At 67.7% G+C, this 20,194-nt stretch carries 17 protein-coding genes; 8 read left to right on the top strand and 9 right to left on the bottom strand.

The window, feature by feature from the left end:
* The first annotated feature begins 35 nt into the window (after positions 1 to 35).
* The 7 genes from GVN21_RS07090 (at position 36) to GVN21_RS07060 (ending at position 9,590) form a co-directional block, all read left to right on the top strand.
* Positions 36 to 1,073, top strand: coding sequence for a 2OG-Fe(II) oxygenase (locus GVN21_RS07090; protein WP_166574024.1), 1,038 nt, complete (start codon positions 36 to 38; stop codon positions 1,071 to 1,073).
* Between the two features lie 4 nt (positions 1,074 to 1,077).
* Positions 1,078 to 1,899 (top strand): TauD/TfdA family dioxygenase, encoded by an 822-nt coding sequence (locus tag GVN21_RS07085; protein WP_166574023.1) that lies wholly within the window; start codon positions 1,078 to 1,080, stop codon positions 1,897 to 1,899.
* Positions 1,900 to 2,209: 310 nt separating this feature from the next.
* Positions 2,210 to 3,955, top strand: coding sequence for a type I secretion system permease/ATPase (locus tag GVN21_RS07080; protein ID WP_346764227.1), 1,746 nt, complete (start codon positions 2,210 to 2,212; stop codon positions 3,953 to 3,955).
* Between the two features lies 1 nt (position 3,956).
* A complete protein-coding gene (locus tag GVN21_RS07075) occupies positions 3,957 to 5,324 on the top strand; it encodes an HlyD family type I secretion periplasmic adaptor subunit (protein ID WP_240902792.1) in 1,368 nt (455 codons plus the stop codon).
* Positions 5,325 to 5,357: 33 nt separating this feature from the next.
* Entirely contained in the window at positions 5,358 to 5,984 is a 627-nt protein-coding gene (locus GVN21_RS07070) for a TetR/AcrR family transcriptional regulator C-terminal domain-containing protein (protein ID WP_166574021.1), read from the top strand.
* Between the two features lie 119 nt (positions 5,985 to 6,103).
* Positions 6,104 to 9,076 carry an FG-GAP-like repeat-containing protein gene (locus GVN21_RS20795; RefSeq protein WP_166574020.1) on the top strand — a complete coding sequence of 991 codons (2,973 nt, stop codon included), beginning with the start codon at positions 6,104 to 6,106 and terminating at the stop codon, positions 9,074 to 9,076.
* A gap of 70 nt (positions 9,077 to 9,146) precedes the next feature.
* On the top strand, positions 9,147 to 9,590 hold the full coding sequence (locus tag GVN21_RS07060; protein ID WP_166574019.1) for a biopolymer transporter ExbD: 444 nt from the start codon (positions 9,147 to 9,149) through the stop codon (positions 9,588 to 9,590).
* Positions 9,591 to 9,614: 24 nt separating this feature from the next.
* On the opposite strand, the gene GVN21_RS07055 is transcribed toward GVN21_RS07060, so the two are convergent.
* From GVN21_RS07055 to zapE, 9 genes are all read right to left on the bottom strand, one after another.
* The gene (locus tag GVN21_RS07055; RefSeq protein WP_166574018.1) at positions 9,615 to 9,935 is read right to left on the bottom strand and encodes a 2Fe-2S iron-sulfur cluster-binding protein; all 321 of its coding nucleotides are present in this window, start codon (positions 9,933 to 9,935) and stop codon (positions 9,615 to 9,617) included.
* 36 nt (positions 9,936 to 9,971) lie between these two features.
* The gene (locus tag GVN21_RS07050; protein ID WP_166574017.1) at positions 9,972 to 11,201 is read right to left on the bottom strand and encodes an FAD-dependent oxidoreductase; all 1,230 of its coding nucleotides are present in this window, start codon (positions 11,199 to 11,201) and stop codon (positions 9,972 to 9,974) included.
* Between the two features lie 59 nt (positions 11,202 to 11,260).
* A complete protein-coding gene (locus GVN21_RS07045) occupies positions 11,261 to 11,818 on the bottom strand; it encodes a hypothetical protein (protein WP_166574016.1) in 558 nt (185 codons plus the stop codon).
* Positions 11,819 to 11,850: 32 nt separating this feature from the next.
* Positions 11,851 to 13,215, bottom strand: a complete 1,365-nt coding sequence (creD, locus tag GVN21_RS07040) for a cell envelope integrity protein CreD (RefSeq protein WP_166574015.1) — start codon at positions 13,213 to 13,215, stop codon at positions 11,851 to 11,853.
* Between the two features lie 101 nt (positions 13,216 to 13,316).
* Positions 13,317 to 14,099 carry a succinate dehydrogenase iron-sulfur subunit gene (locus GVN21_RS07035; protein ID WP_166574014.1) on the bottom strand — a complete coding sequence of 261 codons (783 nt, stop codon included), beginning with the start codon at positions 14,097 to 14,099 and terminating at the stop codon, positions 13,317 to 13,319.
* Positions 14,100 to 14,147: 48 nt separating this feature from the next.
* A complete protein-coding gene (sdhA, locus tag GVN21_RS07030) occupies positions 14,148 to 15,935 on the bottom strand; it encodes a succinate dehydrogenase flavoprotein subunit (protein ID WP_166574013.1) in 1,788 nt (595 codons plus the stop codon).
* Positions 15,935 to 16,324, bottom strand: a complete 390-nt coding sequence (gene sdhD, locus GVN21_RS07025; protein WP_166574012.1) for a succinate dehydrogenase, hydrophobic membrane anchor protein — start codon at positions 16,322 to 16,324, stop codon at positions 15,935 to 15,937. Before sdhD ends, sdhA begins: the two co-directional genes overlap by 1 nt.
* Positions 16,324 to 16,731 (bottom strand): succinate dehydrogenase, cytochrome b556 subunit, encoded by a 408-nt coding sequence (gene sdhC / locus GVN21_RS07020; RefSeq protein WP_166574011.1) that lies wholly within the window; start codon positions 16,729 to 16,731, stop codon positions 16,324 to 16,326. The genes sdhD and sdhC overlap by 1 nt, the downstream gene beginning before the upstream one ends.
* Before the next feature lie 238 nt (positions 16,732 to 16,969).
* A complete protein-coding gene (gene zapE, locus GVN21_RS07015) occupies positions 16,970 to 18,103 on the bottom strand; it encodes a cell division protein ZapE (RefSeq protein WP_166574010.1) in 1,134 nt (377 codons plus the stop codon).
* 285 nt (positions 18,104 to 18,388) lie between these two features.
* On the opposite strand from zapE, the gene GVN21_RS07010 reads away from it, so the two are divergent.
* A complete protein-coding gene (locus tag GVN21_RS07010) occupies positions 18,389 to 20,182 on the top strand; it encodes a HAMP domain-containing methyl-accepting chemotaxis protein (protein WP_166574009.1) in 1,794 nt (597 codons plus the stop codon).
* Positions 20,183 to 20,194: the final 12 nt, after the last annotated feature.

The raw sequence follows: 20,194 nt of genomic DNA, 5'->3' as shown, positions 1-20,194 counted from the left end.
AAACTGAAGGGGTACAAGGAAGAGACGCTTTCGACATGGCCCTCAACATCGGTGATCCCGCGCCCTGGTTCATGGCGCCGACCGAGGAGAACCCGCAGTTCAACTTCTCGACCCTGGCCGGCCGTTGGCTGGGCCTGGTGTTCGCGCCGGATGGCCCGACGGCGGAGGGGCTGGCGCGGGTGATCAACCTGCAGAAGGACCTGGTCGAAAGCCAGGCCGCCGTGTTCGGAGTGGTGAAGGCGCATCTGGGGCATGCCACCCTGGGGCCGCGCTGGTTCTTCGATCCGTCGGGGGGACTGGCCAAGCTCTATGGGGTCAACGGATCGGGCTGGCTGATCCTGGATCCGCAGCTTCGGGTGTTCGACCAGGGCCAGATCGAGGATGTCGGCGCCCTGGTGCGGCGCCTCGCCGAGATGCCCGCTCCGGCCAGCCATGCCGGGGTGGAGCTGAACGCGCCGGTGCTGATCCTGCCGCGGGTGTTCGAGCCCGAGTACTGCCGAGAGCTGATCAACTTCTACAATCATGTGGGCGGCCAGGAGTCCGGCTTCATGCGCGAGGTCGACGGCAAGACCCGGCTGCTGACCGACCCGCGCCACAAGCAGCGCAAGGACGTCATCCTCGAGGACGAGGGCATGCAGGCCATTGTCCGCGAGAAGCTGAACCGCCGACTGGTGCCGGAAATCCGCAAGGCTTTCCAGTTCCAGGCGACCCGGATCGAACGCTACCTGGTGGCCAGCTACATCGCCGGAGCCGGCTGGTTCCGGCCGCACCGGGACAACACCACCAAGGGCACGGCCCACCGCAAGTTCGCGGTGACCATCAACCTCAACGCCGATGACTACGAGGGCGGCGAGCTGCGCTTCCCCGAGTTCGGCAACCGGCTGTACAAGCCGCCGACCGGCGGGGCGGTGGTCTTCTCCTGCTCGTTGATGCACGAGGCCCGGCCTGTCACCAAGGGCGAGCGCTTCGCCTTCCTGCCCTTCCTCTATGACGAGGCAGGGGCCAAGCTCCGCGAGCAGAACCTGAAGTTCGTCGAGCTGCCGGACAACCCGAAGATGGCGGAAGGGGTGTGAGCCGATGGTGAGCGTCCGCAAGGTGGCCGGGGCCCTGGGGGCCGAGATCGGCGATGTCGACCTGGCCGGCGCGCTGTCGGACGCCGACATCGCCGCCATCCGCGCGGCGCTGAACGAGCACCAGGTGATCTTCTTCCGTGACCAGGCGCTGACCCCCGAACAGCAACTGGCCTTCGGGCGGCGGTTCGGACCGCTGAACATCCACCCCTACGTGACCGGCATGGCCGACCATCCCGAGGTGATGGAGATCATCAAGGAGCCGACCGACAAGCTGAACTTCGGCGGCGGCTGGCACAGCGACATGAGCTTCCTGGAGACCCCCTCCATCGGCTCGATCCTCTATGCGGTCCAGACCCCGTCGTTCGGCGGCGACACCCTGTTCGCCAGTCAGGCCGCCGCCTACGACGCCCTGTCGGACGGGCTGAAAGCCACCCTGGAAACCTTGCGCGCCGTGCATTCGGCGGGCCGGGAATACTCGGCCAAGGGCCAGTCGGCCCAGAAGCGCGCCTCGATGCAGGTGGCCGAGGCCGAGGGCCTGGCCGGGGAATTCATCCACCCCGTGGTCAAGGTCCATCCCGAGACAGGCCGCAAGGCGCTGTACGTCAATCCGGCCTTCACTATGCGGCTCGACGGCTGGACGAAGCGGGAATCCAAGCCCCTGCTCGACTATCTGTTCGAGCACAGCCGACAGGAGGCCTTCACCTGCCGGTTCTCCTGGCGCGACGGCTCGGTGGCCTTCTGGGACAACCGCCAGGTCTGGCACTACGCCCTGAACGACTATCCCGGACAGCGGCGGCACATGCGACGCGTGACCGTCGATCCCTAGGGGGACCGGTTGGCCGCCTTGCGGCCTACCTGTCCCCGGTCGGCGCCAGCGACTGAAACAGCTCGGTCCAGACGTCTGGAGCGTGGCCCGATCAGCGGCCGGCGCTGACCGGGGACAGGTACGCCGGGACGGGACAGCGGGCCTTCTGCATCGGCGCGTACGCGGCGAACCTTTCCCCACACGGATGCGGCGAAATCGTCGGGCCCAAGATGACGCGCGACGGCAACAAACCTTTAGCGTAAAAGGCCCTTTAAGTGGGGAACCGGGGGACTTGGGTTTCCTGGGGACCTCGGTTCGGATTGACGCGCGCGTGATTTTTCTTGGAACCCTGCCGGCGCCGCTAGAAGCGGCGTTCAAGGAGTGTCGCCGCCACATTGGCGCAGCGGCCTTCTTCAGCGCGCTGGTCAACATCCTCTACCTGTCGCCGTCCATCTACATGCTGCAGGTCTACGACCGGGTGGTGCCGACACAGGGCGAGCTGACCCTGGTGTTTCTCACTCTGATCATCGCCGTGGCGCTGGGCGTCCTGGCGGCGCTGGAGACCACCCGTTCGCGCCTGCTGGTGCTGGCCGCCGCCCGGCTTGACCGGCTGCTGACCAGCGACATCCTCGGCCGGCTGATGGCCCAGGCGCGGCCGGCCAATACCGCCCAGGCGATGCGCGAATTCGACGGCCTGCGTCAGGCCCTGTCCGGGCCGGCGGCCCTGGCCTTCATGGACGCGCCCTGGACCCCGATCTACGTGATCGTGGCCTTCATGATCCACCCGGCGTTGGGCATCCTGACCGTGGTGGCCGGCATCCTGCTGTTTGGGCTCGCGGTGCTGAACGAGCGGGCCACCAAGCCGGCCCTGATGAAGGCGCAGCAGGCCAACGCCGCCGCCTATGCCAGCCAGGAATCGGCGGCGGTCAACGGCGAGGTGGTGCGGGCCCTGGGCATGCGCCGCGCGGTGATCGCCCGCCAGCTGGATGAGCGCTCCATCGGCCAAAGCCTGCAGACCGAGGCCCAGTTCAAGGGCGGCAAGTTCTCGGCCCTGACCAAGTTCTTCCGCCTGTTCCTGCAGTCGGCGGCGCTGGGCCTCGGCGCCTGGCTGGCCATCAAGGGCGAGATTTCCTCGGGCGCGATCATCGCCAGCTCGATCCTGCTGAGCCGCGCCCTGCAGCCGGTGGAACAGCTGGTCGGCGGCTGGACCCAGGTGATCCAGGCGCGCGGCGCGCTGAACACCCTGGGCGAGCTGTTCGAGAAGACCAAGCCGCTCGACATTGACCGCACCCAGCTGCCGACCCCGATGGGCGCCATCGAGCTGGACCGCGTCGTGGTCCGCGCTCCCGGCCGCGAGGAGCTGGTGCTCAAGGCCGTGTCGCTGAAGATCGCCCCCGGCGAATCCCTCGGCGTGGTCGGGGCCAGCGGGGCGGGCAAGACCACCCTGGCCCGGGTCATTGCCGGGGCCCTGGCGCCCGACCAGGGCGTGGTGCGAATGGACGGCGCCAACTATACCGACTGGGACGCCGACACCCTGGCCGAATACATCGGCTACCTGCCGCAGGACCCCTCGCTGCTGTCCGGCACGGTGAAGGACAACATCAGCCGCTTCGCCGCCTGGCGCGGCATGGACCCCGACAAGGTGGACCAGCTGGCCGTCGAGGCGGCCACCAAGGCCGGGGTCCACGACCTGATCCTCAAGCTGCCCAAGGGCTATGACACCCCGCTGGCCCCTGGCGGGCGGGGGCTGTCGGCCGGTCAGGCCCAGCGGGTGGCGTTGGCCCGGGCGCTGTTCGGCGATCCCACCCTGCTGATTCTCGACGAGCCGAACTCGGCCCTCGACGCCGAGGGGGAGGCCAACCTGCTGCGGGCCATCCACGGCGCCAAGGCGCGCGGCGCAACGGTGCTGATCATCGCCCACCGCACCGGCATCCTGTCCGGCGTCGACCGGCTGCTGGTGATGCGCGACGGCGCCATCGAGCGGCTCGGTCCGCGCGAGGAAGTGCTGGCCAAGCTGGCCGGCAAGCCGGCGCCCCAGGCGCCGGCCAACGTGGTCGATATGAAGGGCTCCGGCTAAGATGCCCCTGGACATGGCCCCCGGCGGCGCCCCGAAGACCGAGACCCTGACCGCGGTCAAGGTCAACGACAATCCCAGGCGCGAGATCCTGATCGGCGCGGGGATTGCGGCCGGCTTCTTTGTGGTCTTCCTCGGCTGGGCGGCGCTGACGCCGCTCGATGCCGGCGCCTATGCGCAAGGCGTGGTCGCCGTGTCCGGCAATCGCCAGGCGGTGCAGCATCGCGACGGCGGAACGGTCACCGCCCTGCATGTCACCGAAGGCGCCAGCGTGGTCCAGGGCCAGGTGCTGGTCGAGATCGGAGCCGGCGACCTGCGCGCCACCGAACGCGGCCTGACCGGCCAGGTCCTGACCCTGCTGGCCCAGCGGGCCCGTCTGGTGGCCGAGCGCGATGGCCGCGCCGCAATGACGCCGCCGCCCGAGTTCATCGGCCTGTCGCCCGAGGACAAGTTCATCGCCGACGACGTCCTGAACCTGCAGCAGCTGCAGTTCCAGGCCCGTTCCCAGTCGATCGCCACCCAGAAGGGCGTGCTGCAGCAGCGGATCGCCCAGCTGAACGAACAGGTCGTCGGCTCCGAGCGCCAGCTGGTCGCCAACCGCGAGCAGCAGCGGCTGATCGGCGAGGAGACCGCCGGGATGAAGTCCCTGGCCGACCAGGGCTACGCCCCGGTCAACCGCGTCCGCGCCCTGGAACGCACCCAGGCCCAGCTGGTCGGCGAAGAGGGCAGCTTGGTCGCCCAGATAGCCCGGTCGCGCGAGGCGATCGGTGAGGCCCGGCTGCAGATGATCTCCCTGGACCGCGAGATGATCGAGGAGGTCAGCGGCCAGATGCGGGATGTCCAGGTCCAGCTGGACGAGCTGCAGCCCAAGCTGAAGGCCATCCGCGACCAGATCGAGCGATCCATCGTCCGCGCCCCGGCCAGCGGCAAGGTGGTCGGCCTGTCGATCTTCACCGTCGGCGGGGTGGTCTCGCCCGGCCAGGTGCTGATGGAGGTGGTGCCCGGCGACAAGGCCCTGATCATCCAGGCCAGCATCAACCCGAACGATGCCGACGACCTGAAGCCCGGCCAGTCGACCCAGATCCGATTCACCTCATTGCATGAGCGCAGCCTTCCGATCCTGCACGGCGACCTGATCAAGATCAGCGCCGACAGCTTCGAGGACGAGAAGTCCGGCCAGCGCTTCTTCCGGGCCGAGATCGCGGTGCCGGAATCGGAGATGGCCAAGATCCGCCAGGTTCGCGGCTCCCGCACCGCCATCAGCCCCGGCCTGCCGGTCGAGGTGGTCGTGCCGCTGCGCAAACGCAGCGCCCTGCAGTACCTGACCGAGCCCCTGTTCCAGACCTTCTGGAAGAGCGGGCGGGAACACTGACACACCGGCCCCCGTTAGTGCGCGGACATCGCCATGCGTCCCGAACTCCACGACCAACGCCGTGAAAAGATCCTGCGGGCCGCGCATCTGGCCTTCCTTCGCATGGGCTTTACGCGGACGCGAATTGAGGACGTGGCCCGCGCGGCCCGCGTCGCCAACGCCACCGTCTACACCTACTTCGAGACCAAGGAGCGGTTGTTCGAGGCAGTGGTCGCCCAGGCCCTGGCGGCTTACGAAGGCCTGTTCGACGCGGTCGAGCGGACAGCCGGTGATGACGTCGGTCGCACCCTGACCGCCTATGGCCGTGTCTATTTCCGCTTCATGGCCGACCCGACCGTACGCGGGGTCTATCGAACGGTCAGCGCCGAAACCGCACACAAGCCTCAGCTTGGCATGATGCTGTACCACAGCGCCCACCGGCTGCTGGGCGGGGTGCTGCAGCGGCTGCTGAGGCGCTACGCCGATGAGGACCGACTCGCCATCGCGGACATCGCGGTCGCCGCCCGGATGTTCGAGGGGATGATCGAGCATGTCACCCTGACTATCTCCATGCTTCAGGGTGACGAGGCCCCGCCTCTGCACCCTTCGGAGACCTATGTGCCGGAAGTCGTTCGGATCTTCATGGCCGCGCACCAGACCAGCGTCACACGACGTTCATAGGAAAATTGGAGCCGCCATTTCTCGGCGTTTGCCTTGCCGCAAGACGTCACTCGTGGAAATTCCATCCCCAAATCGGGCATGGCGAGGCGCCGGGCCCTTCTGACTTTTGGGGGTAGCGCATGCCGATTCTGACCGATCTCTCACCTGATATTCTTCTTACCGAGGGCGATGCCGCCACCCTGCTGGACAGCGACGTCACGGTGACTGACGCAGAGCAGGACTGGGACGGCGGAACCCTGGTGGTTGCCGGCGCGGCGCCCAGCGACGTCCTGGGCCTGCTGAGCGGCTTGCAGGTCGTGCTCAATGGCAGTGTCATCAGCTTCAACGGCGTCGACATCGGCATCCTGTCGACAGGGCCTGACGGCGAACTGATCGTCACGTTCAACGCCCAGGCCGATAACGCCGCGGTCGAGGCCGTGGTCGAATCCATCACCTTCCAGACGACCGGCGACGTTCCGGACTACGAACGCGCGATCACCGTCACCCTGACCGATGCGGCGGGCAACCCCAGCATAGCCGGCAACGCCCTGACCCCCGCCACGGTCAATCCCTTCGCCGTTGTTGACTTCAGCGGCGAGACCGCACGGATCGCCCTCGGTGACATCGACAATGATGGGGACCTGGACGCCATCGTCTCGGTCTATGGCGACGGCTTTCACCTGTTCCGCAACGACGGCACGGCCAGCGCGCCGAGTTTCGTGCAGGATGACGCGGCCCTGACCCTGACCGGCGGGCTCTACAACGCGGCCGGCGTCACCATGGTCGATCTGGATGGCGATGGCTTCGAGGACCTGATCGTCGGTCGCTACGGCGGGACCATCCAGTTCTTCAAGGGCGACGGCGCCTTCGGCTTCACTGAGCAAACCGCCGCAGCCAATCCGTTCGACGGCATCGCGGTTTATGCCTCGGCCTCGCCGGGCTTCGCAGACCTGAATGGCGATGGCTACCTGGACATGATGGTCGGCACCGGCGGCGGCCGGTTCGCCTATTTCGAGGGCAGCGCCAGCGGCTTTGTCGCCCAGACGGGCGGCGACAACCCGCTCGTCGCCTACCGGGACTACACCGGCGGCGTCTCGGTCAGCTTCGCGGATGTCGATGGGGACGGCGACTTCGACATGATCAGCGGCTCCGGCGAAGGCACGGCGGGCGTGATCGAGAACACCGGAACATCGCTCAACCCCGTCTTCGGCCCCTTCATGGACAGCCCCTACGAGGGCGATTTCCGGACCGGCTTCCAGCCCGTCTGGGCCGATATCGACAATGACGGGGACATCGATCAGATCGAGGCCAACCGCGATGGTAGGGTCGACACCTTCCTGTCGGGTCCAGCCAGCCCCAGCGTCACGGTGACTGTCGACAGCGTGGACGACGTGGCCACCGTCGTCGATGAGACCCGCAACGACAGCGCGGCGCTGGGCGTGATCAGTTTCAACCTGCTGAGCAACGACAGCGATGTCGATACTCCGCTGATGATTGCCCAGGCCACGATCAACGGCGCGCCCCTGATCCTCGATGAGGACACGCCGCTGCCTGACGGCGGCGGCTTCCTGACCATCGGCTCCGACGGCTCGGTTCAGCTGGTGCGGGGCGAAGCGGTCCGCAATCTCGGCGCGTCCACCTCAGGCGCCAGCAACACCAGCCTGCAGTTTGTTGTGGTCTATACCCTGTGGGGCGGCGAAGTGGGCACGGCGACCATCAATGTCGCCGGGATCGACGACGCGGACGTCCTAGATGGGACCGCGGGCATCGACGTCATCCTGGCCGGGGTCGGCGCGGACATCGTCAATGGCCTGGACGGGGACGATGACCTTTCCGGCGAGGCCGGAAACGACCGGCTGTTCGGCGGCCTGGGCGAAGACACCCTGTCCGGCGGCGCGAATTCCGACTTCCTGGACGGCGGCGCTGGGGCCGACGCCATGTCCGGGGGCGCAGGCGATGACATCTACATCGTGGACGATGGCAGCGATGCGGTCATCGAACTGAGCAGCGGCGGCTCCGATCGGGTTAGGGCGAACGTCTTCCATCAGCTGACGGCGCAGGTGGAGAACCTCCAGCTGATCGGCTCGGCCAACATCGGCGGCTTCGGCAACGAACTGGCCAACCAGATCGATGGCAACAGCGGCGACAACGTCTTGAACGGCCTGGCCGGCAACGACCTCATCCGCGGCGCCGGCGGGGCGGACGAGCTCAGCGGGGACGACGGCAATGACCAGCTGCTGGGCGGCGACGGTGAAGACCTCCTGTTCGGCGGAAATGACAACGATATCCTGCAGGGCGGCGCCGACAACGACCGGCTCGAAGGCGCGGCGGGACTGGACAGCCTCGACGGCGGCGCAGGGGACGATGATCTCTTTGGAGGCGCCGGAAACGACAAGCTGGTTGGCGGCGACGGAGACGATTTCCTGAGCGGCGGCGCGGACAATGACACGCTGACCGGCGGGGTGGGTGCGGACATCCTCGCAGGCGGGGTTGGCGACGACACCTACATCGTCGATGACTACAGCGACACCCTCGTCGAGGCCCCGCTTTCGGGCAACGATATCGTCAAGGCCACGGTCACCTGGACCCTTTCGGACCACTTCGAGCGGCTGATCCTGGATGGATCGGGCGACATCGACGGGACAGGCAACGGCGAGGCGAACCAGATCACGGGCAATAGCGGCGCCAACACCCTGGACGGGGGATTCGGCAACGACATTCTCAATGGTGGGCTGGGCGCCGACATCCTGATCGGGGGGCATGGGGCGGACACCCTCATCGGCGGCGGCGGCAGCGACACCTTCCTGATTGGCGAGGTGTCAGTCGCCAGGTCCAGCGAGGCCAGCTTCATTGAGACCGACGCGATCAGCGACTACGCCATCGGCCTGGACATCATCGACCTCTCGGCGATCGATGCCATCGCCTCCACCAGCGGGATCGATGACAGCTTCAGCATCGTCTCGGCGTTCAACGGAGAGGCCGGCCAGCTGGTCCTCACTTTCAGCGGCGGCATCACCACCCTGCAGCTCGACGTAGACGGCGACGGCAAGGCCGATTACCGGCTTCGGATCAACGGCGATGTCCGGGCGGACACCTCAGACTGGCTGCTTTAAGACCATTTACAAGTCTAATATTTTACGCGCTTAATCTCCCTGGGGCGTTTCGCTCCAGGGAGGTTCAGAGATGGCTGCCAAGCTCGCGACCGCCGGCTCCAGGCGTTGGGGTCCAAGTCAGAATGCCGAGATCAACGTCACCCCGTTCGTGGACGTGATGCTGGTGTTGCTGATCATTTTCATGGTGGCGGCGCCGATGGCCACCGTTTCGATCGCCGTCGATCTGCCGGTCTCCGAGGCCCCCCGGACACCACAACCTCCCAAGCCCACCATCGTCTCGCTGCAGAAGAGCGGGGCCGTCTACATCGGCGAGCGGGCGACCAGCCTCGACCGTCTGACCGGGGACCTGCCGATCGCCATGCGCGAGGCCGGCATCGCCGGACTTCCCCAAGGCCAGCGCATCGTGGTGCGGGCCGACGCCGAGGTCCGCTACGAGCAGTTCATGGGGGTGATGAACGCCCTGCAACAGGGCGGTTTCTATAAGGTCGACCTGATGACCGAAGAACTCAGCTGAGCGCGCAGGCGCCCGAGCGCCAGCCTAGTGCTGGCTCTCCGGCATGCGGACGATCAGCCCCTCCAGCGCGTCGCTGACCTTGATCTGGCAGGACAGGCGGCTGTTGGGCTCGACGTTCTCGGCGAAGTCGAGCATCGACTCCTCCATCGCCGACTTCTCACCGGTCAGCGGCTCGAAGGCGGGGTCGACGTAGACGTGGCAGGTGGCGCAGGCGCAGGCGCCGCCGCAGTCGGCGTCGATGCCCGGGACGTTGTTCTTGATCGCCCCTTCCATGACGGACATGCCGTTCTTCACCTCGATGGTGTGCTCGGTTCCGTCATGCTCGATGTAGGTGATCTTCGCCATACGCTCCCCTCAGGACCTTCGTCTTTTGCGCGGATTCTAAGCCGCGACCTCTTTCATGGAAACCGTGGAATCCGCAAGCTTATCGACGTTCACACGGGTGCGGCCTTCTATCAGCTTGCGGCCCATCATGAACTCCGGCGGGGCGTTCACCGCCTCCACCGCCTGGATGACATCGCCCTTCAGATGGAAGACGGCGAACTTTGCGGCCGCCGTGTCGCCGCGCAGCAGCACCCGGTCGGCGTCGAACGGCAGGCCGGCGATCTGGAGCTTCAGGTCGTACTGGTCCGACCAGAACCAGGGGACCTCCGGCGCCGGGCCGGGCCTTCCACAGAGGGCCGAGGCAACCTGCTTGGCCTGCTCCAGGGCGTTGGGCACGCTCTCCAGCCTGAACATGCGGTCATAGAGCGGCAGCGGCCGGTGGGTGACATCGCCGATGGCGAAGATCGCCGGGTCGGCCGTGCGGGCCTCCAGGTCGACCACCACGCCGTTGACGCACTCCAACCCCGCTTCGCGCGCGATCTCGTCGTTGGGGATGGCCCCTACGCCGACGATCACCGCATCGCAGGGCAGGACCCGGCCGTCCGACAGGGCGACGCCAGTGACCTGACCGTTCGCCCCCTCGAAGGCCTCGACCCCGGCCGACAGCTCGAAGACCACGCCGCGTTCGGTGTGATAGCGGGTGAAGAAGTCGGACAAGGCCTCGCAGGCGACACGGGCCAGGACGCGAGGCTCTCGCTCCAGGATCACAGCCTCGGCGCCCAGGGCGCGGGCCGAGGCGGCGACCTCCAGCCCGACATAGCCGCCGCCGACCACGGCCAGCCGCTTGCCGGGACCGAGCGCGGCCTTCAGCGCCTCGGCGTCGGCCGCGGTGCGAAGGGCCATGACGCCCCTCAGGTCGGCCCCTCGGATCGGCAGGGTCCGGGCCCGCGCGCCGGTGGCCAGCACCAGGGCGTCGTAGGGCAGCACCGCGCCGTTGTTCAGGGTGACCTCGCGGGCGCCCCGATTGAGCCTGACGACGCTGGCGCCGAGGATCAGGCGGCAGTCGTTTTCCTCGTACCATTCGGCGGGCTTGAGGCTGAGGGAATCAGCGTCCGCCTCCCCTTTCAGCCAGGCCTTGCTCAGCGGCGGCCGCTGGTAGGGCACGTGCGGCTCGTCGCCGATCATCACGATCGGACCGGTATGGCCGTACTGGCGCAGATAGGCCGCCGCCGAGCCGCCGGCATGGCCGGCGCCCACGATCACAACCCTCGCTTCCAGATCGGCCAAGCCGCCCTCCTGTTCGTCCCGTTGAAAATGACGCCTGCGTCACCTTCGCGCAAGCCCGGCTAGCCCGGAACGGTCAGCCAGAACACGCCATAGAACAGGAGCCATCCTGACGTGAAGGCAGCCAACACTATTCTTCGATCGATGCGGTCGCGCAGCACCCGGCCGATCAGAGCGAAAACGACGGCCACCAGCAGGAAGCGAGGCAGCCGCACCGGCAGGGCGGCGGGGGCGAAGGCGGCCAGAGGCGCGCCCTGCCTGGGCGCCAGCATGGCGTAGACCTTGTAGGGCGTGCTGGTCAGCGGCCCCTTGATGGCGGCCAGGAACCAGCCGCTGCGGGTCATATCGGCGTTGGCCTGGCCGATCATCGCCGGAGAAACGGCGGGGACGGCCTCAATAGTGCGGCGGGCGGCAGCCGGATCCTGGGCGCTCCAGACCCAGATGACCGCACCGCCGAAAACCGCCCCGGCGGCGGCCATCAGGCAGGCCCCGGCGCCGGCGCGCAGGCCGCGCTTCATCGCGATCCAGCTGATCAGCACGTCTGGCACGACGAAGAACAGGCTGGCCTCGGCGAAGCCCCAGGCCAGGGCCAGCCATGACAGACGAGAGGGGCGGGTCACCGGCGCATGGTGACCCGCCCGCTTGCCGGCCGCTATTGGAAATTGAGCGGCGGCTTGGCCGGCTCCGGTGGCGTGCCGTACCAGTCGACCCGCCGGGTGAACCACATCACCGCCGCGATGGCCGCGAAGCTGGCCAGGGCGCCGATCAGCAAGGCCAGGTCCTCCAGCCGCATCAGACCGTAGATCAGCCCGTAGAGCACGGTGAAGCTGAGCAGGGCGGCGATGCCCTGCTTGAGGCTCTCGAACACCCAGCCGGCGTAGGCGGAGATCAACGCGACCGTCGCCCCAGCGGCGATCAGGAAGGCGATGTCGAACCCGGTCCGCTCGGCCACCGACAGCAGCAGCAGGTAGAAGACGATCTGGGCCAGGCCGATCAACACATACTGCGCTGGGTGGACCCGCCGCTTGGTCACCGTCTCGAAGATGAAGAAGGCCAGGAAGACCAGGCCCATGAACATCGGCGCATATTTCAGCGACCGGCCGACCGACTGGTAGGGGTTGGTCAGCTCGACGAAGGAGACGCCCAGCTGGCCGCCGGCCAGGCGGTTGATCAGGCTGATGTCGCCCTCCTGCGGCACGCCGCGGGCGATGAAGGGGACGCTCCAGCGGGCGTCGAAGCCATCGTCCCGCACCGTGCGGGCGGTCGGCAGGAAGCCGCCATCGAAGCTGGGATGCGGCCAGTCGCTCTTGGCGGTGAAGCTGGTGGTCTTGGCCCAGGGCAGCACCGACAGCCGGGCGGCGCCGGAGAAGGTCAGGTCGGCGCGGGCGGTCAGCGCCTCGCCCAGCGCCCGGGGATCGCCCAGCCGGGCGCCGAACATCCGCAGGTTTCCGGTTCCCTCACTGCCGGCCTGTTCGGCCAGGACGGCGGGCGCCAGCGGCAGGCGGCGGTCGCCGACCACCAGCACGGCGTCGGCGCGGGCGCCGCGCGGGTCGGTCACCCCGACCAGGAACTCGGCGCGGGTCCAGTCGTACTGGGCGTTGGCCGGGCCGAGCGTCGTGGCCTGTGACAGGTCGAACCGCGAAGTCAGCTTCAGGTCCGCCTCCCAGACCGGCACCTTGAACAAGGACCGCTGGCGCACCTCCGAGCGGGTGTCGGCGCTGGCTTCCCCACTGGTCGGGAAGATCAGATAGACGCTGCGTCCCGGCGCCTCCCCGGCCTTCAGCGGCGGCGTCAGGTAGGGCACGGCCAGCACCGGCCCCAGGAAGGTCTGCTCGCCCCCGACCAGCTGGCTGATCTCCTGGCTGACCTCACGGGCTCTGTTGGTGCGGTCGTAGAGCAGCAGGAAGACGAACAGGGCGGTGACGCTCATGATCAGCGCCAGGGCGCAGACCAGCAGCAGCTTGAGCCCCATGGAACGCGCCGGCAGTCGCGGCGTCGGAATGGTGACGTGGGTCATGACGATCCTCCCCGGCCATGACGCGGCCGTTCGCGGGGATCATGGACGTGTCGGCGTGCAGATGTCGCGCATGCCTTGCGGAGCCTTCGCCCTGATGGGGCTCAGACCACCCGCTCGGCCAGCATCTTCTTGATCTCGGCGATCGCCTTGGCCGGGTTCAGGCCCTTGGGACACACCTGGGCGCAGTTCATGATGGTGTGGCAGCGGTAGAGCTTGAAGGGGTCTTCCAGGGCGTCCAGGCGCTCGCCTGCGGCCTCGTCGCGGCTGTCGATCAGCCAGCGGTAGGCGTGCAGCAGGGTGGCTGGGCCGAGATAGCGCTCGCCGTTCCACCAGTAGCTGGGGCAGCTGGTCGTGCAGCAGGCGCAGAGGATGCATTCGTACAGGCCGTCGAGCTTTTCGCGGTCCTCGGGGGCCTGAAGCCATTCCTTCTGCGGCTCCGGCGTCTCGGTGTGCAACCAGGGCTCGATCGAGGCGTACTGGGCGTAGAACATGGTCAGGTCGGGGACCAGGTCCTTGACCACCGGCAGGCTGGGCAGCGGGCTGATGGTGATCTGCTCGCCGGGGACTTCCGCCCAGCCGTGAGTGCAGGCCAGGGTGTTGCGGCCGCCGATGTTCATCGAGCAGGACCCGCAGACGCCTTCCCGGCAGGACCGGCGGAAGGTCAGGGTCGGGTCGATGTTGTTCTTGATGTGGATCAGCACGTCGAGAAGCATCGGGCCGCAGGCGTCGACATCCACGTCGTAAGTGTCCCAGCGCGGGTTTTCGAGACCCTCCGGATCGTACCGGTAGATCTTGAAGGTCTTGGTCCGCTTGGCGCCGGTCGGGGCGGCGAAATGCCGGCCCTTGCCGATGCGGGAGTTCTTCGGGAGCGTGAGCTGAACCATCGGGCGGTTACCTGAAAGGCTTTAGGACGAAAGGCGGCAGGCCGGATCTTAGTAGACCCGCGCTTTCGGCGGGATGTAGGCGATCTCGTTGGTCAGGGTGTAGCTGTGCACCGGGCGGTAGTCGTAGCGGACGGCGCCGGTGGCGTCGTCGAACCAGGCCAGGGTGTGCTTCATCCAGTCGGTGTCGTTGCGGTCCGGATAGTCCTCGCGAGCGTGAGCGCCGCGGCTTTCCGGACGGTTCAGCGCCCCGCCGACGGTGACCGCCGCCTGTCCGACCAGGTTGTCGAACTCCAGCGTCTCCATCAGGTCGCTGTTCCAGATCAGGCCGCGATCGGTGGTCTTGATATCGCTACGGCTGGCCAGGACCTTGGCGATGCGCTCGACGCCCGAGGCCATCGTCTCGCCCGTCCGGAAGACGGCGGCGTCCTCCTGCATGGCCCGCTGCATGTCGAGGCGCAGGGCGGCGGTCGGCGTCGAGCCGTTGGCGTTGCGGAAGCGGTCGAGACGCGCCAGGTGCTCATCGGTGAAGGCGGCCTTCATCTCCGGCTGGGTGGCCCCGGCCTTGAGCGTTTCGGCGCAACGCAGGCCGACGGCGCGGCCGAAGACCACCAGGTCGATCAGGCTGTTGGAGCCCAGGCGGTTGGCGCCGTGCACGGACACGCAGGCGGCCTCGCCCACCGCCATCAGGCCAGGCACCGGACTGTCCGGGTTGCCGTCCTTCAGGGTCAGCACCTCGCCGTGATAGTTCGTCGGGATGCCGCCCATGTTGTAGTGGACGGTCGGCAGCACCGGGATCGGAGCCTTGGTCACGTCCACCCCGGCGAAGACCTTGGCTGTTTCCGAAATCCCCGGCAGGCGCTCGGCCAGGATGGCCGGGTCCAGATGGTCCAGGTGCAGGAAGATGTGGTCCTTGTTCGGACCCACCCCGCGCCCTTCGCGAATCTCGATGGTCATCGCCCGGCTGACCATGTCGCGGGGGGCCAGGTCCTTCACGGTCGGCGCATAGCGCTCCATGAAGCGCTCGCCCTCGCTGTTGGTCAGATAACCGCCTTCGCCGCGCGCACCCTCGGTAATCAGGCAGCCGGCGCCGTAGATGCCGGTCGGGTGGAACTGCACGAACTCCATGTCCTGCAGCGGCAGGCCGGCGCGCAGCACCATGGCCCCGCCATCGCCCGTGCAGGTGTGGGCGCTGGTGGCGGAGAAGTAGGCGCGGCCGTAGCCGCCGGTGGCCAGAATCACCTTCTGGGCCTGGAACCGGTGCAGGGTGCCGTCGTCCAGCTTCCAGGCCGTGACGCCCCGGCAGACGCCGTCGTCCATGATCAGGTCGAGGGCGAAGTACTCGATGAAGAACTCGACGTTCCGGCGCAGGGCCTGGCCGTACATGGTGTGAAGCATGGCGTGGCCGGTGCGGTCGGCCGCGGCGCAGGTGCGCTGGATCGGGGCCTCGCCGTAGTTACGGGTCATGCCTCCGAAGGCGCGCTGGTAGATCTTGCCCTCTTCGGTCCGGCTGAACGGCACACCCCAGTGCTCCAGCTCGTAGACGGCGGCCGGGGCATTACGGGTCAGGTATTCGATGGCGTCCTGATCGCCCAGCCAGTCCGAGCCCTTGACGGTGTCGAACATATGCCAGCGCCAGTCGTCCTGGCCCATGTTGCCGAGCGAGGCGGAGATGCCCCCCTGGGCCGCCACGGTGTGCGACCGGGTCGGGAACACCTTGGTGACGCAGGCGGTCTTCAGCCCCGCCTCGGCGCAGCCCAGGGCGGCGCGCAGGCCGCTGCCGCCGGCCCCGACCACAACCACGTCGTACTGGTGGTCGATGAACTGATAGGTCGCCATCAGAGGGCGCCTCCGAACGCGATCTTGAGGATGGAGAAGATGGCCAGGCCGCCGGCCAGGACGCAGATGAACAGGTTAGCGACCAGAGCCGCGCTGCGGGTCAGGATGGTTTCGAGATAGTCCTCGATCACCACGCGCAGGCCCGAATGCATGTGCCAGAAGCCGACCAGGAAGGTCAGCACCAGCAGCACCGCATTGACCGGCTCCATCAGCCACAGGATGGCCCCGTCGCGGGTCAGGGTAGCCAGGTGGATGGTCGCCCAGACGGCCCACAGGGTAAGCGGCACGAGCGCCAGGGCGCTGACCCGTTCGGAAATCCAGTGGCCGGCGCCGTGGCCGGCGGCGCCCAGGCCGCGGGCGCGCGACAGGGGGGTGCGATAGCGGCTCATCACAGCGCTCCGGTCATGGCGGCGATGATCCACACCGCCACGGTGGCGACCACCGCGAAGACGATCTCGGCCCAGGCGATGGTGTTGGACAGCTTGATCTCGAAGGCCTTGCCGGCGTCCCACACCAGATGGCGGATGCCGTGAGCCAGATGGAAGAACACCGAAAGGGTGATCAGGAACAGAGCCGCCTTGCCGATCGGGCTGGCCAGCAGGCCCATGTATGTGGCGTAGGCCTCATACCCGGCCGCCAGGGTGATCGCCCAGACCGCCGCCAACAGTGCGGCGCCATAGAGGCCGCAGCCGGTCACCCGGTGCAGGATCGAGGTCAGCATGGTCACATGCCAGCGCCACACCTGTACGTGCGGCGAGCGCGGGCGTTCGCGAACGCCCCGATTGGCTTCAGTCATGATGGTTCCGGGAGCCGTGTAGGGACACGGGGTTGGGTTTAATCCGCGAACGGCGAGTGTCAACGCAAGCAGGGCTAGTTGCGAGACGGTTGCGACAGGACTGTCCCTGGGTGAGATCAATTCGATCCTGCCAGTTTTTTGCACTGCCGCGGCCTCGATCCAGCGGGTTAAGGCTGCCCACGACGCGGGGGGATCCGCGCGGGGGATAGACGGCGGGTTGGCGGGGGCCGACCCGCCGTCAGTCCCGCTCCTGTTCCAGCCACCCGGCAGATTGCATTTCTTCCAGGCGCGAGACCGTGCGCTCGAACTCGAACGCCCCCTCCCCTTCCGGATACAGATCGCGGGGCGCCACGGCGGCCAGGGTCACCAGCCGGGCGCGCGCCTCGTACAGCGCATCGATCAGGGTGTTGAACCGCCGGGCGGCAGACCGCTTCGTCAGGTCGAGCCGGGGCACGTCCTCCAGGAACAGGGTGTGGAACCGCTGGGCAATGGCGAGGTAGTCGTTGGGACCGAGCGCATGGTCGCAGAGGCTGGCGAAGCTGGCCCGCAGCAGGCCGCCGCTGGCGCGCGGCAGGTGCAGCTTGCGGCCCAGGACCTCGAGCGTGGCGCCGGTTTCGGCCTGGCCGTCCAACATGTCGGCCCAGAGCGTGTCGAAGGTGCGTTCATGGTCGGGATCGATCGGGGCGAGCCAGACCCGGGCGCTCTTCAGCCGGTCGAGGCGAAAATCCTTCGGCCCCTTGATGGCCACGACGTCCATGCGGGACTTGAGCATGTCGATGAAGGGCAGGAAAAGCTGCCGGTTCAGCCCGTCCTTGTAGAGGTCGTCGGGCGGGCGGTTGGAGGTGGCCACCAGCGTGACCCCGCGCTCGAACAGCGCCTCGAACAGTCGCCCCAGGATCATGGCGTCGGCGATATCGGTGACCTGCAGCTCGTCGAAACACAGCAGGCGCGCCTGGTCGGCGATCAGCTCGGCGGTGGGGACGATCGGGTCATCGCCCCCCCCTTGCTTGGTTCGGGCCTGGCCGAAGCGCAGCCTTCGGGCGGCCGCGTCGCCCTTGCGCCACGCATCGACATGGGCGTGGACCTCAGCCATGAAGCCGTGGAAATGGATGCGACGCTTCTTCGTCACCGGGGCGCTGTCGAAGAACAGGTCCATCAGCATGGACTTGCCTCGCCCCACCGGCCCCCAAAGATAGACGCCCTTCTGGCCCTTGGGCTTGCGCCCGAACAGGGAAAAGCCTGGCTCGCCAGCCTGGTCGAGGTCGGACTCCAGCCGGCCGAGCGCCTCGACCGCGCGGGACTGCGCCGCATCCGGAAGGATGTCCCCGGCGGCGAGGCGGTCGCGATAGGCGGTTCGTAGAGACACGGGCATCCTTTGCGGTTAGCCCGCTCTCGCCGCCGCTTCAACCCGCGATGCGAGACCCCCTACACGCGGGAGTAGCAGCGTCATTAACCACCAGAAGTTCAAAATCAGCATTCGCTGAACAATTGATTGTGCCACTACTGGATCGTTATTTCATGTAACCCTCAAATTGGTGCGTCAGGCGGTCGCAACCGCCCATTTTTGGGTGAACAAAATCTGCTTTAACCTTCGCAGTTCAGATTCTGTTACCATCTTCACGTCAGATCACGCCGATATTTCAAGCGGGGCGTTGGCATGCGGATCAGACGGTTTACCCAGGTGCTCGGCGGCGGGATGATCGCCGGGCTGATCGCCATCGCCGGCCTGTCGATCGTGAGCGTCGACAGTATCCGCATCGGCGGGGGCGCCTACGGGCAGATCATCGACGCCAAGGATTTCACCGCGGACATCCTGCCGCCGCCTCTCTATCTGATCGAGCCGTATGCGATCGCGTTGGAGGCATCGGAGACCCCGGAACATGCGCCTGAAGCGGCCAAGAAGCTGCGCAAGCTCAAGGCGGACTATCACGCGCGTGCTGAATTCTGGCGCGGACGCGACTTCGACCCCGAAATCAAGACCATCCTGCTCGGCCCCGGCCAGACGGCGGCGGACCGGTTCTGGGCCGTGGCCCTCGATGAGTTGATGCCGGCTCTGATGCGGGGTGACACCGAGACCGCGGCCAAGGCGCGGGCCGCCCTCCGCGAGGCCTATCACGCCCAGCGGGCCGCGGTGGACATCATGGTCCCCAAGGCAGCCGCCCTGGCGACGAAGGCGGAAGGCGACGCCAAGGCCGGGATGTCGCTGGCCCTGACCGCGCTCGGCCTGCTGACGGCCTTCGTAGGCGCCTTGGCGGTGGCCAACATGATCCTGATGGATCGGCGTCTCGTCCGTCCCCTGGTGGCCACCACCGAGCACATGCGCCAACTGGCGGGGGGCGATCTGGACCGCGATACGCCCCACGCCGGCCGCAACGACGAGATCGGCGACATGGGCAAGGCTGTTCAGATCTTCCGCCGCAACGCCCTGGACCTGAAGGCCAGCGCGGCGCGCCAGTCGGAGATGGAAGCGGCCGGCCGCGCCGAGCGCGACCGTGTCGAGGCCGAACGTCGCAGATCGGCCGAGGAGCAGAAGCAGGTCGTCGACACCTTGGCCTCAGCGCTTGCCCGCCTGGCGGCCGCCGACGTCACCGCCCGGGTGGCGGGCCTGCCGCCCGCCTACCGCCAGCTGCAGGACGACTACAATCGCGCCCTTGAGGTTCTGGAGGGCAGTCTTCAGGCGGTGGCTTCGGCCAGCCGGAGCTTCGCGGCCGGGGCCAGCCAGATCGCCCAGGCGTCGGACGACCTCAGCCGCCGGACCGAGCAGCAGGCCGCCAGCCTCGAGCAATCGGCGGCCGCCCTGGAGCAGGCGACCGCCAACGCCCGCCAGTCCGCCGGCGGCGCGGCCGAAGCGGCCAAGCTGGTCACCTCGACCCGCACCGACGCAGAGGAGTCCGGCGAGGTCGTGCGCCATGCCATCGGCGCGATGGAGGCGTTGGCCGCGTCCTCCGGACAGATGGCCCAGATCATTACCGCCATCGACGAGATCGCCTTCCAGACCAACCTTCTGGCCCTGAACGCCGGCGTCGAGGCGGCCAGGGCCGGCGAATCCGGTCGCGGTTTCGCGGTCGTCGCCCAGGAGGTGAGGGCGCTCGCCCAGCGGTCGGGCGACGCGGCGCGGGAGATCAAGGCGCTGATCGGGACCTCAAACGATCAGGTCGGCCAGGGCGTCGAACTGGTCGATCGGGCCGGAAAGGCGCTGATGCGCATCGCCGGCCGGGTCGCGGAGGTCGACAGCCTCGTCTCGGCCATCGCCGCGGCCTCCCGCGAGCAGGCGCTCGGCCTGGGCGAAGTCAGCAGCGCGGTCAGCCAGATGGACCAGATCACCCAGCAGAACGCCGCCATGGTTGAAGAAACCAACGCCGCCTGCAGGACGCTGCAGTCCGACGCTCGGGAGTTGATCGGCGCGGTGGACCGGTTCCAGCTGGGCTCCGAGCAGCGCCGCGCCGCCTGATGCGACGAGGAC

It is taken from the genome of Caulobacter sp. SLTY (assembly GCF_009905535.1).
GTDB lineage: Bacteria > Pseudomonadota > Alphaproteobacteria > Caulobacterales > Caulobacteraceae > Caulobacter.
The sequence above is the reverse complement of the archived record's forward strand: the minus strand, read 5'-3'. Positions and strand labels throughout refer to the sequence as shown.